The sequence below is a fragment of the Pantoea sp. X85 genome (assembly GCF_029623675.1).
Lineage (GTDB): Bacteria > Pseudomonadota > Gammaproteobacteria > Enterobacterales > Enterobacteriaceae > Pantoea > Pantoea leporis.
The window spans coordinates 3,244,520-3,256,575 of record NZ_CP121108.1 but is presented as its reverse complement, the minus strand read 5'-3'; the positions used below and the strand labels follow the sequence as shown (position 1 = coordinate 3,256,575).

Below are 12,056 nucleotides of genomic sequence, written 5' to 3'. Positions count from 1 at the left end.
CGGCTTCACTGACCTCAACCGCGATAAACGCAGCCAGCGGTGCAGGTCTCTTTAATCATTACCGCACTCAATTCCGGCAGAATCGGCTTCATCTGATCCCAAATCCATTTCGCCAGCACTTCACTGGTAGGATTCTCCAGACCCGGAATGTCATTCAGATAGTGATGATCGAGGCGTTCATACAGCGGCTTGAACTTCGCCTTCAGTTCGGCAAAATCCATCACCCAACCGGTATGCGCATCCACTTCGCCGGTAATTTCTAATCGCACCAGGAATGAATGGCCGTGCAAACGCCCACATTTATGGCCTTCCGGCACGTGAGGTAAGCGGTGGGCAGATTCAAACTGGAACTCTTTAAATAACGTGGTAGACATAATGGCTCTCAGACTTAAAAACCGCTGAAGTCTACCTGAATTGCAGATTTTTCGCACCCGCTGGCAACGAAAAGGGCATTTTGCGCCATCCCGCCAGCAAAACGCCTAATTAACTCATTGAATCATATCGCCTTCATTTACCACTTTTGCTGGTTAACATTACCCGAAAAACCACTTAGTCATTTTGGTTATTTAATATGTCGAAGGCGTATTTAATCGTTAATATACAGCCCGGTAACCTACGCACTCTTTCGCAACATATTGATCCGGACTTCTGACACTGGAATTTTTAACGTAATGACGACTCAGGCACCAGGTTCACTGCTTCCGTTATCACCGGAGCAACTCGCGCGCTTACAGGCGGCGACCACGGATTTCAACACCACTCAGATGGCCTGGCTCTCCGGCTATTTCTGGGGCATGGTCAATCAGACGCCGGGTGCGGCTGCCGCGCCAGCGCCTGTGCAGGCAGAAACCCCGACCATCACGCTGATCTCCGCCTCGCAGACCGGTAACGCGCGTCGCCTGGCTGAGCAACTGCGTGATGACCTGCTGGCTGCCAAGCTGAGCGTCAATCTGGTTAACGCCGGCGATTATAAATTCAAGCAGATCGGTCAGGAAAAGCTGCTAGTGGTGGTGACTTCCACGCAAGGCGAGGGCGAGCCGCCGGAAGAGGCGGTGGCGCTGCATAAATTCCTGCTGTCGAAGAAAGCGCCGAAGTTTGCAGGCACAGCGTTTGCGGTATTCGGTCTCGGCGATACCTCTTATGAGTTTTTCAGCAAAGCCGGTAAAGACTTCGATGAACGTCTGGCTGAGCTGGGTGCAGAACGTCTGCTGGATCGTGTGGATGCCGATGTTGAATACAAAGAGCAGGCGAACGCCTGGCGTCAGCAGATCACCGAGATTCTGAAAGCGCGTGTGCCGAGCGAATCGCCAGCACAGGCCGCCATCACCGCGGCGGGCAGCGTTAACCTGGTCGACAGCAGCCCGTACACCAAAGAAGAGCCGCTGGTGGCCAGCCTGGCGGCCAACCAGAAGATCACCGGACGCGATTCGGATAAAGATGTGCGTCACATTGAGATCGATCTTGGCGATTCTGGCCTGCGCTACCAGCCGGGCGACGCACTCGGCGTGTGGTTTGAAAACGATGACGAGCTGGTGCAGGAACTGCTGCAGCTGGTGTGGCTGAAAGGTGACGAGCAGGTAGACGTGCAGGGCAAAACCCTGCCGCTGGCCGAGGCGCTGAAAACCCATTTCGAACTGACGGTCAACACGCCACAAATCGTCGAACAGTATGCCACGCTGTCCCGCAATGACGCGCTGCTGGCGCTGGCCGGTGATAAGCCGAAGCTGCAGAGTTATGCGCAGAGCTTCCCGATTGTCGATATGGTGCGTCAGGCACCGACCGAACTGAATGCCGAACAATTAACCGGCCTGCTACGTCCGCTGACGCCGCGCCTCTACTCCATCGCCTCATCGCAGGCGGAGAACGAAACCGAAGTGCACATCACCGTAGGTGCGGTGCGCTTTGAAATCGACGGTCGTCAGCGCGGCGGCGGCGCCTCAACCTGGTTGGCGGATCGTATTGAGGAAGAAGGCGAAATTCGCGTCTTCATCGAGCACAACGATAACTTCCGTTTACCGGCTAACCCGGAAACGCCAGTGATCATGATTGGTCCGGGCACCGGCATCGCGCCGTTCCGCGCCTTTATGCAGCAGCGCGATAACGATGGCGCAGGCGGTAAAAACTGGCTGTTCTTCGGTAACCCGCATTTCACCGATGATTTCCTCTATCAGGTGGAGTGGCAGAAGTATGTCAAAGATGGCCTGCTGACCCATATTGATCTGGCATGGTCGCGCGATCAGGCCGAGAAGGTTTACGTACAAGATAAAATCCGCGCCAAAGGTGCGGAGGTGTGGAGCTGGTTACAGGAAGGCGCACACCTTTACGTCTGCGGCGACGCCAATCGTATGGCGAAAGACGTTGAGCAGGCATTACTGGATGTGGTGGTCGAACACGGCGGCATGGATCGTGAAACGGCTGACGAATTTTTAAGTGAGCTGCGCATTGAGCGCCGTTATCAGCGAGACGTTTACTAATGAGCGAAAAACATCCTGGACCGCTGGTCGTTGAAGGCAAGCTGGTCGACGCTGAGCGTCTGAAAAAACAGAGCAACTACCTGCGCGGCACCATCCTCGACGATCTCGACGATGGCCTGACCGGCGGCTTCACTGGCGACAACTTCCTGCTGATCCGTTTCCACGGTATGTACCAGCAGGATGACCGCGACATTCGTGCCGAGCGTGTAGCGCAGAAACTCGAACCGCGTCACGCTATGATGCTGCGTTGCCGTCTGCCGGGCGGCATCATCACGCCAACGCAGTGGCTGGCGATTGACAAATTCGCCACCGATAAAACCATTTATGGCAGCATCCGGTTGACCAACCGCCAGACCTTCCAGTTTCACGGCATTCTGAAGAAGAACGTCAAGCCGACGCACCAGATGCTGCACGAAGTCGGGCTGGATGCGCTGGCGACCGCCAACGACGTGAACCGTAACGTGCTGTGCACCTCGAATCCGGTGGAATCAGAGCTGCATCAGGAAGCGTACGAGTGGGCGAAAAAGCTGTCAGAGCATCTGCTGCCGCAAACCCGCGCTTACGCGGAAATCTGGTGGGACAAAGAGAAGGTCGCCACCACCGATAAAGAGCCGATTCTTGGCGAAACCTATCTGCCGCGTAAATTCAAAACCACGGTGGTGGTGCCGCCGCATAACGATGTCGATCTGCACGCCAATGACCTGAACTTCATCGCCATCGCCGAGCAGGGCAAGCTGATTGGCTTTAACCTGCTGGTGGGCGGTGGCTTGTCGATTGATCACGGCAACAAAGCAACGTATGCGCGCACCGCAAGCGAATTCGGCTTTCTGCCGGTCGAGAAGATCCTCGACGTGGCGGCTGCGGTGGTCACCACGCAGCGCGACTGGGGGAATCGTACCGATCGTAAAAATGCCAAGACCAAATACACGCTGGAACGCGTCGGTGTTGAAACCTTCAAAGCGGAAGTGGAAAAGCGTGCCGGTCTGACCTTCGAACCGATTCGTCCGTATGCGTTCACCTCGCGCGGCGATCGCGTTGGCTGGGTGAAAGGCATCGATGAGAAATGGCACCTGACGCTGTTCATTGAGAACGGCCGTCTGCTGGATTATCCTGGCCGTCCGCTGAAACGCGGCATCGCCGAAATTGCCAAAATCCATCAGGGCGATTTCCGTCTGACGGCTAACCAGAACCTGATTGTGGCTGGCGTGCCGGAGAAGCAAAAAGCGCAGATCGAAGCCATCGCCCGTGAACACGGTTTGATGGAAGCGGTCACGCCGCAGCGTGAGAACTCGATGGCGTGTGTGGCGTTCCCGACCTGTCCGCTGGCGATGGCCGAAGCCGAGCGCTTCCTGCCGTCGTTCGTGACCAAAGTGGAAGAGATCATGCATAAGCATGGTGTCGGCGAAGAGCACATAGTGTTACGCGTTACCGGTTGCCCAAATGGTTGTGGCCGTGCTTTGCTGGCGGAGTTGGGTCTGGTGGGCAAAGCGCCGGGCCGTTACAACTTACACATTGGCGGCAACCGCGAAGGTACGCGCATTCCACGCATGTACCGCGAGAACATCAACGAAGGCGAAATCCTCGCCAGCATTGATGAGCTGGTGGCGCGCTGGGCAACCGAGCGTCAGGCCAACGAAGGCTTCGGCGACTTCGTGATTCGCACCGGCATTATTAAAGCCGTGGTTGATCCCGCCCGTGATTTCTGGGACTCGGAGGCAGTATGACGGTACTCGATCTCGCAGCACTGAATGGTTCATCAAAAGTTGACCGCATCATGGCGCTGGCGGAAAGCAACGTGCAGCTGGAGAAACTCTCCGCTGAACAACGCGTGGGCTGGGCATTAGAACAGCTGCCGGGCGCATTTGTGCTGTCATCCAGCTTTGGTATTCAGGCGGCGGTTTTGCTGCATATGGTGACGCAGCAGAAGCCGGACATTCCGGTGATCCTGACCGATACCGGTTATCTGTTCCCGGAAACTTACCGCTTTATTGATGAGCTGACCGACAAGCTCAATCTCAACCTGCAAATCTTCAGTGCGGAGACCTCAGCGGCATGGCAGGAAGCGCGTTACGGCAAACTGTGGGAGCAGGGCGTCGAAGGGATTGAGCAGTATAACCAGATCAACAAAGTGGAACCGATGAACCGCGCGCTGGAAACGCTGGGCGCGCAAACCTGGTTTGCTGGCCTGCGCCGCGATCAGTCTGGCAGTCGCGCCAGTTTGCCGGTGCTGGCGGTGCAGCGCGGCGTGTTCAAGATTCTGCCGATCATTGATTGGGATAACCGTCAGGTGCATCAGTATCTGACCCAACACGGATTGAAATACCATCCGCTGTGGGATGAAGGTTATCTGTCAGTGGGCGATACGCATACCACCAAAAAGTGGGAACCGGGCATGGCAGAGGAAGAGACACGCTTCTTCGGCCTGAAGCGCGAGTGCGGGTTGCATGAAGGTTGATTGGTAGGTGCTCGTTGTCCCCCGTCTTTGGTTTGTGCTCGCTTTCCCCCTCCTCTGTCCTCCCCCATAAATGGGGGAGGAAGATGCTGCCAGTTGGTGCTCGCTTTCCCCCTCCTCGGTCCTCCCCCATGAATGGGGGAGGAAGATGCTGCCAGTTGGTGCTTGCTTTCCCCCTCCTCGGTCCTCCCCCATGAATGGGGGAGGAAGATGCTGCCACATGTGAGTGTTGAAGTTGCATGTGGCAGCGTCTCCTTCCCCCGCTTGCGGGGGAAGGCCGGGATGGGGGACAGCCAGCACAATCTGGGACGGCCAGCACAATCAAACCCCCTGTAACCCCGCAAACTCTTCCGCCGCACGCGTCACATTCACTTTCGTCACTTCATAATGCGCCACCGCCACAAACGGATCTTCCGCCAGGATGGTATCTAATCGCGCACGATCAATATCCTTCACCAACAGCACGCCGCCGATGCGCGGATCTTTGCGTCCCGCCGCGATAAACACGCCGTTAGCGAAATAGCGATCCAGCCAGCTAATGTGCGGTTCCAGTAACGCTTCCACTTCTTCTACCGGACGAAAATAGTTCAGATATACCACGTACATAGGGAATCCTCAGGTTGTCGGATTAGCAAGCTCGGTCAGCAGCGGCAGCAGAATCTTCACGCTGTCACGCGTGCGCTGGGTGATGCGGCCAGGCAGCCAGTGATCGAGGTAGTTGAGATTATCGCGCTCGGTTTGATGGCGCACATTGCCTTCCGGGAAGTGGCTGGAACGCGCGCGCTGCTGCTGCCCATCTTTGTTGCCCAGCGTCCAGTTGGCGGCGGTGACATCCATCAGTGGCATGCCGGCTTTGTCGAACGGATTGACGCCGGGATAATCGCGTGCGGTCATCGCGTGGCTGGCGGCGGAGATACCGTAACGGTGCGCCAGCTGCACGGCACGCGCGCTGGTCTGTTTGCGCACTGCCGCTGGCGTATTGATACCGCTGTTAAAGTAGAGATGATCGCCGACAATCAGGCTATTCAGATCGATCACCAACAGCGTGTTCTTCTTCTCCTGCACGCTCATACGCGCCAGATAATCATCCATGCCTTGCAAACCCGCTTCACCGGCGCTCAGCGCCACAAAGCGCACGCCGTAGTGCAGCGGCGTTTTGCTGAGCGCCTGCGCCAGCTCCAGCATCACGCCAAGCCCGGAGGCATTGTCATCCACGCCCTGCAAACGCAGGCCGCCGAGATTGTTATCGGCTTCGTGGCGGCTGAGCGGCGTCCAGGTATCCAGGTGCGTAACGATCAGGATCTCCTGCGGCACTTCACCGGCACGCGCGGCAATCACCGACGTGGCCGTAACTTTGTGGGTGCGGCTCTCGCCCTTTTTCTCCAGCCAGCTATAGCTGGTTTTAAACTGGCGGGTATTACTCTGATATCCCAGCTGGCTGAACTGCTGCTGCAGATAATCGGCAGTCAACAACTCGGCGGGACTGCCGCTCATGCGGCCGGGGAAATAGGTGGCGATATGGCGAAGCTGCTGTTCGGCAAAATGCCCTGGCGCGCTTTTGCTCGCAGCCTGAACAAAGAAAGGCAAACCGCCCGCGAGCAGTGCAGCCAGCACAGTGCGGCGGAGAGTGGCAAACATAGTTAGCGTCCTTTTCTGACATCCGGTCATGCTAAAAAAATTCCGACTTAGTATGAAACTGTGACGACGCTTGCACAATTTGATTTGCACCGAAACACCAGCAATATCATTTGTTAAGCACAAAATGTTATCAGCAATCCTGGGTCGTTATTCCATTCGGTAACTACTCATTCCAATTCGTAATTTCATCTGCTGGAAGGCCGGGACGTATAGTCGCGTTAACTTATTGTAAAACTAGCAAGGTTAACGTGGATTATCTGCCTCTCTTTGCCGATCTCAAAAGCCGTCCGGTGCTGGTTGTCGGCGGTGGCGACATCGCGGCGCGCAAAATAGAACTGCTGCGGCGTGCCGGTGCGCGCGTGCTGGTCGCCGCGCGCGAACTCGGTCATGAGCTGCAGGCGCTGCTGGAAATTGAGGCGATTGAATGGATCGCTGAACGCTTTGATCCGGCGCAGCTGGATGGCGTGTTCCTCGTGATTGCCGCTACCGATGACAACGCGCTTAACGCGCAGGTGTTCGATGCCGCCAATGCGCGCCACAAGCTGGTGAACGTGGTGGACGATCAGCCGAAGTGCAGCTTTATCTTCCCGTCGATTGTCGATCGTTCACCGCTGGTGGTGGCGATCTCCTCTAGTGGCACCGCGCCGGTGTTGGCGCGTCTGCTGCGTGAAAAAATTGAAGCGTTACTGCCGGCCAATCTCGGACAGATGGCGGAAGTGGCTGGGCAGTGGCGCGACAAGGTGAAGCAGCGCTATCACCGCATGTCTGACCGCCGTCGCTTCTGGGAGCGCGCCTTTAACGGTCTGTTCGCCAGCCAGATGGCGGCGGGTAACGTCCATGAAGCGCGGCGCACGCTGGATCACGAACTGGAAAACGATAGCGACAATCAGGGCGAAATTACGCTGGTAGGCGCCGGTCCAGGCGACAGCGGTTTGCTGACGTTGCGTGGCTTGCAGGTGATGCAGCTGGCCGATGTGGTGCTGTATGACCATCTGGTCAGCGACGAAGTGCTTGAGCTGGTGCGGCGCGATGCCGACCGCATCTGCGTCGGTAAACGCGCTGGTGCGCATTCGGTGCCGCAGGAAGAGACCAATCAGATGCTGGTGACGCTGGCGCAACAGGGTAAACGCGTAGTGCGCCTGAAAGGCGGCGATCCGTTTATTTTTGGCCGCGGTGGCGAAGAGCTGCAGGCGGCGCAGGCCGCGGGCATTCCGTTCCAGGTGGTGCCGGGCATCACCGCTGCAGCAGGCGCAACCGCCTATGCCGGTATTCCACTGACCCATCGCGACCACGCGCAGAGCGTGCTGTTTATTACCGGTCACTGTCGCGCGGATGGCGACGGCATTGATTGGCCGTCGCTGGCGCGCGCACGTCAAACCTTAGCGATTTATATGGGCACGGTGAAAGCGGCGGAAATCGCTGCCGGGCTTATCGAACATGGCCGCGCCGCCTCCACGCCGGTGGCGGTGATTGGGCGCGGCACGCGTCAGGATCAGCAGGTGCTGACCGGCACATTGGATCAACTGGAGGCGCTGGCTGCGGCCGCGCCCACGCCAGCACTGTTAGTGATTGGCGAAGTCGTAAATTTGCACGGGCAATTGGCCTGGTTCCAACATTCGGCACAGCAGGGGGCTCGCGAGTCCGCCGTTGTCAATTTGGCTTGAGGAAAAATTATGGACCAAAATCGACTTACTCATCTGCGCCAGCTGGAGGCAGAGAGTATCCATATCATCCGCGAGGTGGCGGCCGAGTTCAGCAATCCGGTGATGATGTACTCCATCGGTAAAGACTCCTCGGTAATGCTGCATCTGGCGCGTAAAGCCTTCTATCCGGGCACGCTGCCGTTTCCGCTGCTGCATGTTGATACCGGCTGGAAATTCCGTGAAATGTACGAGTTCCGCGATCGCACCGTGAAAGCGATGGGCGCGGAGTTGCTGGTGCATCGCAACCCGGAAGGCGTGGCGATGGGCATCAACCCGTTTGTGCACGGCAGCGCCAAGCACACCGACATCATGAAAACCGAAGGCCTGAAGCAGGCGCTGAACAAATACGGTTTTGATGCGGCATTTGGCGGCGCACGTCGTGATGAAGAGAAGTCGCGCGCGAAAGAGCGTATCTACTCCTTCCGCGATCGCTTCCACCGCTGGGACCCGAAAAACCAGCGTCCTGAGCTGTGGCACAACTACAACGGCCAGATTAACAAAGGCGAAAGCATCCGCGTGTTCCCGCTCTCCAACTGGACCGAGCTGGATATCTGGCAGTACATCTTCCTCGAGAATATCGAGATCGTGCCGCTCTACCTCGCCGCGCCGCGTCCGGTGCTGGAGCGTGATGGCATGCTGATGATGATCGATGACGACCGTATCGATCTGCAGCCAGGTGAAGTGATCAAGCAGCGCATGGTGCGTTTCCGTACGCTCGGCTGCTGGCCGTTGACCGGCGCGGTGGAATCAGAGGCGCAGACGCTGCCGGAAATTATTGAAGAGATGCTGGTCTCCACCACCAGTGAACGCCAGGGACGCGTGATTGACCGCGACCAGGCCGGTTCGATGGAAATGAAGAAACGTCAGGGTTATTTCTAAGGAGACGCAGATGAATACCGTTATTGCACAACAGATTGCCGATCAGGGCGGCGTAGAAGCCTGGCTGACCGCGCAACAACATAAAAGCCTGCTGCGTTTCCTGACCTGCGGTAGCGTCGACGACGGCAAAAGTACGCTGATTGGTCGCCTGCTGCACGACACGCGTCAAATTTATGAAGACCAGCTCTCCTCGCTGCACAACGACAGCAAACGTCACGGGACGCAGGGTGAGAAGCTGGATCTCGCGTTACTGGTTGATGGCTTGCAGGCCGAGCGCGAGCAGGGCATCACCATTGATGTGGCGTATCGCTATTTCTCCACGGAGAAGCGCAAATTTATTATTGCCGACACGCCAGGACACGAGCAGTACACCCGCAACATGGCGACCGGTGCATCGACCTGCGATTTGGCGATCCTGCTGATCGATGCGCGTAAAGGCGTGCTGGATCAGACGCGTCGTCACAGCTTTATCTCCACGCTGCTGGGCATTAAGCATCTGGTGGTCGCCATCAATAAGATGGATCTGGTGGAGTACAAGCAAGAGACCTTCGAGCAGATCAAACAGGATTACCTCGATTTCGCCGCGCAGCTGCCGGAAGACCTTGATATTCGCTTTGTGCCAATGTCGGCGCTGGAAGGCGATAACGTGGCAACGCCCAGCGTCACCATGCCGTGGTACAGCGGCCCAACGCTGCTCGACGTATTAGAAACGGTTGAATTGAACCGCGTGGTGGATCATCAGCCAATGCGTTTCCCGGTGCAGTATGTGAACCGTCCTAACCTCGATTTCCGTGGTTATGCCGGTACGCTGGCTTCGGGCGTGGTCAACGTCGGTCAGCGCGTGAAAGTGCTGCCATCGGGCGTGGAATCGACCATCTCGCGCATCGTCACCTTCGATGGCGACCTGCCTGAAGCGGGTGCCGGTGAAGCGATTACGCTGGTGCTGAAAGATGAGATCGACATCAGTCGTGGCGATCTGCTGGTGGATGCGGAAGCCGAGCTGCAAGCGGTGCAATCCGCCACCGTTGACGTGGTGTGGATGGCGGAACAGCCGCTGCAGCCCGGGCAAAGTTACGAAGTGAAGATCGCCGGTAAGAAAACCCGCGCGCGCGTTGAGAAAGTGATCCATCAGGTGGAGATCAACTCGCTGGAGAAGCGCACCGTGGACAGTCTGCCGCTTAACGGCATTGGCCTGGTCGAACTGACCTTTGACGAACCGATGGTGCTGGACGCGTATCGCCAGAATCCGGTGACTGGCGGCATGATCTTTATCGATCGTCTGAGCAACGTGACGGTGGGCGCGGGCATGATCAATCAGCCGCTGACCGATGTGCGTACGCAATCAGGTCAGTTCAGCGATTTCGAGCTGGAGCTGAACGCGCTGGTGCGTCGTCACTTCCCACACTGGAACGCGCGCGATCTGCTGGGTGGCAAGTAATGGCGCAACACGATGAAAACGTGGTGTGGCACGATCATCCGGTAACGCGCGAGGAGCGCGAACAGCAGCACGGCCATCAAGGCGTGGTGCTGTGGTTCACCGGGCTTTCGGGCTCGGGGAAATCCACCGTGGCCGGCGCGCTGGAGCAGGCGCTGCATCGGGCCGGTGTGAACACCTATCTGCTGGATGGCGACAACGTGCGTCACGGTTTGTGCCGTGACCTCGGCTTTAGCGATGACGATCGTAAAGAGAATATTCGTCGCGTCGGCGAAGTGGCGAAACTGATGGTCGATGCCGGTTTAGTAGTGCTGACCGCATTTATCTCGCCGCATCGCGCGGAACGCAACATGGTGCGCGATCTGCTGGCTGAAGGGCAGTTCATCGAAGTGTTTGTCGATACGCCGTTGGCCGTGTGCGAAGCGCGCGATCCCAAAGGTTTATACAAAAAAGCCCGTGCCGGTGAGCTGCGCAATTTCACCGGTATCGATAGCGTTTACGAGGCGCCAGACGCCCCGGAAATCCACCTTGATGGCGAACAATTGGTTACAAAACTCGCCGGCCAATTGTTAGACCTGCTGCGTCACCGCGATATCATCAGATCCTGAACCGACAGCGGCAAATCCCTTTGGGTTTGCCGCGCTTAGCGTCAACAGGATCTCTATGCAGAACGTAACGCCCATGCTAGCCCGTAAAGATGAACGCACCCCGGATGAGTCTCGCTCATCACTGCCGGGCGGCGTGTTTGGCTTTCTCTCGTACTGGTGCGCACTGGCGATTCCGTTCATGCTCTACGGCTCCAACACGCTGTTCTTCTTCCTCTACACCTGGCCATTCTTCCTCGCGCTGCTGCCGGTTTCGGTACTGATTGGTATCGTGCTCAGCCTGATGATCCGCACTCACTTATTCTGGAGCGGGATCGCCACGGCGATTGTGGTGGTGTGCTTGTTCTGGCTGCTGTTCTCATTTCTCTCCGGTTGGTAACGCCCAGCTGATGTGCAAACGCATCGGCAGGTTACAAAACTTTACCTGCCGTCTCGCCTCCCACTCTGGCATTATTTGCACGGCTAAACGCCCGTGCGCGGCATTTTCGCCGTCGCAGTGGAGTCCAGCGTCAAGTTATGGGATGATTGGGCCGTTTTTCAGGGGGCGGGGATGGGAAAACTGACGTTACTGCTACTCGTGCTGCTGGGATGGCTTCAATATTCCCTGTGGCTGGGTAAGAACGGTATTCATGACTATACGCGCGTCAACGAAGACGTCGCGACACAACAGGCGAATAACGCCAAGCTTAAAGCGCGTAACGATCAGCTATTCGCCGAAATTGACGATCTCAATGGCGGCTCTGAAGCGATCGAAGAACGCGCACGTAATGAACTGGGCATGATTAAGCCCGGTGAGACTTTCTATCGTCTGGTGCCAGACCAGAACAAACGTAACGCGCAACAAGCTGCGCAAAATCAACAACGATAAGC

12 protein-coding genes are annotated in these 12,056 nt (G+C 57.1%); 9 read left to right on the top strand and 3 right to left on the bottom strand.

What is annotated here, in order from left to right; translation table 11 throughout:
• Positions 1-14 precede the first annotated feature (14 nt).
• The gene (gene queD / locus P6287_RS15245; RefSeq protein ID WP_167391191.1) at positions 15-374 is read right to left on the bottom strand and encodes a 6-carboxytetrahydropterin synthase QueD; all 360 of its coding nucleotides are present in this window, start codon (positions 372-374) and stop codon (positions 15-17) included.
• Positions 375-671: 297 nt separating this feature from the next.
• On the opposite strand from queD, the gene cysJ reads away from it, so the two are divergent.
• From cysJ to P6287_RS15230, 3 genes are read left to right on the top strand one after another with little or no spacing between them, the layout of a single operon-like run.
• Complete coding sequence (cysJ, locus tag P6287_RS15240) at positions 672-2,474, top strand: NADPH-dependent assimilatory sulfite reductase flavoprotein subunit (protein WP_277974010.1); 1,803 nt, start codon at positions 672-674, stop codon at positions 2,472-2,474.
• Positions 2,474-4,198, top strand: a complete 1,725-nt coding sequence (gene cysI / locus P6287_RS15235; RefSeq protein ID WP_101762597.1) for an assimilatory sulfite reductase (NADPH) hemoprotein subunit — start codon at positions 2,474-2,476, stop codon at positions 4,196-4,198. The genes cysJ and cysI overlap by 1 nt, the downstream gene beginning before the upstream one ends.
• The gene (locus tag P6287_RS15230; protein WP_192236506.1) at positions 4,195-4,929 is read left to right on the top strand and encodes a phosphoadenylyl-sulfate reductase; all 735 of its coding nucleotides are present in this window, start codon (positions 4,195-4,197) and stop codon (positions 4,927-4,929) included. The genes cysI and P6287_RS15230 overlap by 4 nt, the downstream gene beginning before the upstream one ends.
• A 318-nt stretch (positions 4,930-5,247) precedes the next feature.
• Here P6287_RS15230 and P6287_RS15225 read toward each other — a convergent pair whose 3' ends face one another.
• Both P6287_RS15225 and P6287_RS15220 read right to left on the bottom strand, forming a co-directional pair.
• Positions 5,248-5,532, bottom strand: a complete 285-nt coding sequence (locus tag P6287_RS15225) for a YciI family protein (protein ID WP_277974009.1) — start codon at positions 5,530-5,532, stop codon at positions 5,248-5,250.
• A 9-nt stretch (positions 5,533-5,541) separates the two neighbouring features.
• Positions 5,542-6,564: an aminopeptidase gene (locus P6287_RS15220; protein ID WP_277974008.1), complete on the bottom strand. Its 1,023-nt coding sequence runs from the start codon at positions 6,562-6,564 to the stop codon at positions 5,542-5,544.
• 248 nt (positions 6,565-6,812) lie between these two features.
• Between P6287_RS15220 and cysG the strand changes: the two genes are divergently transcribed.
• The 6 genes from cysG to ftsB all read left to right on the top strand — a co-directional run bounded on the left by cysG (position 6,813) and on the right by ftsB (position 12,054).
• Positions 6,813-8,228 carry a siroheme synthase CysG gene (gene cysG / locus P6287_RS15215; protein WP_192236509.1) on the top strand — a complete coding sequence of 472 codons (1,416 nt, stop codon included), beginning with the start codon at positions 6,813-6,815 and terminating at the stop codon, positions 8,226-8,228.
• 9 nt (positions 8,229-8,237) lie between these two features.
• Positions 8,238-9,146, top strand: a complete 909-nt coding sequence (gene cysD, locus P6287_RS15210; RefSeq protein WP_007893231.1) for a sulfate adenylyltransferase subunit CysD — start codon at positions 8,238-8,240, stop codon at positions 9,144-9,146.
• Positions 9,147-9,156: 10 nt separating this feature from the next.
• The gene (gene cysN, locus P6287_RS15205; RefSeq protein ID WP_277974007.1) at positions 9,157-10,584 is read left to right on the top strand and encodes a sulfate adenylyltransferase subunit CysN; all 1,428 of its coding nucleotides are present in this window, start codon (positions 9,157-9,159) and stop codon (positions 10,582-10,584) included.
• Positions 10,584-11,189: an adenylyl-sulfate kinase gene (gene cysC, locus P6287_RS15200; RefSeq protein ID WP_008104549.1), complete on the top strand. Its 606-nt coding sequence runs from the start codon at positions 10,584-10,586 to the stop codon at positions 11,187-11,189. The genes cysN and cysC overlap by 1 nt, the downstream gene beginning before the upstream one ends.
• Positions 11,190-11,244: 55 nt before the next feature.
• Positions 11,245-11,565, top strand: coding sequence for a DUF3561 family protein (locus P6287_RS15195; protein ID WP_101762603.1), 321 nt, complete (start codon positions 11,245-11,247; stop codon positions 11,563-11,565).
• Between the two features lie 171 nt (positions 11,566-11,736).
• On the top strand, positions 11,737-12,054 hold the full coding sequence (gene ftsB / locus P6287_RS15190) for a cell division protein FtsB (RefSeq protein WP_101762604.1): 318 nt from the start codon (positions 11,737-11,739) through the stop codon (positions 12,052-12,054).
• The last annotated feature ends 2 nt before the right edge of the window (positions 12,055-12,056 follow it).

What these genes read in the sequence shown, in the direction of transcription:
- cysJ (WP_277974010.1), top strand. Translation starts at nt 672, where the DNA reads ATGACGACTCAGGCACCAGGTTCACTGCTTCCGTTATCACCGGAGCAA.
- cysD (WP_007893231.1), top strand. Translation starts at nt 8,238, where the DNA reads ATGGACCAAAATCGACTTACTCATCTGCGCCAGCTGGAGGCAGAGAGT.
- queD (WP_167391191.1), bottom strand. Translation starts at nt 374, where the DNA reads ATGTCTACCACGTTATTTAAAGAGTTCCAGTTTGAATCTGCCCACCGC.
- P6287_RS15225 (WP_277974009.1), bottom strand. Translation starts at nt 5,532, where the DNA reads ATGTACGTGGTATATCTGAACTATTTTCGTCCGGTAGAAGAAGTGGAA.
- ftsB (WP_101762604.1), top strand. Translation starts at nt 11,737, where the DNA reads ATGGGAAAACTGACGTTACTGCTACTCGTGCTGCTGGGATGGCTTCAA.
- P6287_RS15195 (WP_101762603.1), top strand. Translation starts at nt 11,245, where the DNA reads ATGCAGAACGTAACGCCCATGCTAGCCCGTAAAGATGAACGCACCCCG.
- cysC (WP_008104549.1), top strand. Translation starts at nt 10,584, where the DNA reads ATGGCGCAACACGATGAAAACGTGGTGTGGCACGATCATCCGGTAACG.
- cysN (WP_277974007.1), top strand. Translation starts at nt 9,157, where the DNA reads ATGAATACCGTTATTGCACAACAGATTGCCGATCAGGGCGGCGTAGAA.
- P6287_RS15220 (WP_277974008.1), bottom strand. Translation starts at nt 6,564, where the DNA reads ATGTTTGCCACTCTCCGCCGCACTGTGCTGGCTGCACTGCTCGCGGGC.
- P6287_RS15230 (WP_192236506.1), top strand. Translation starts at nt 4,195, where the DNA reads ATGACGGTACTCGATCTCGCAGCACTGAATGGTTCATCAAAAGTTGAC.
- cysI (WP_101762597.1), top strand. Translation starts at nt 2,474, where the DNA reads ATGAGCGAAAAACATCCTGGACCGCTGGTCGTTGAAGGCAAGCTGGTC.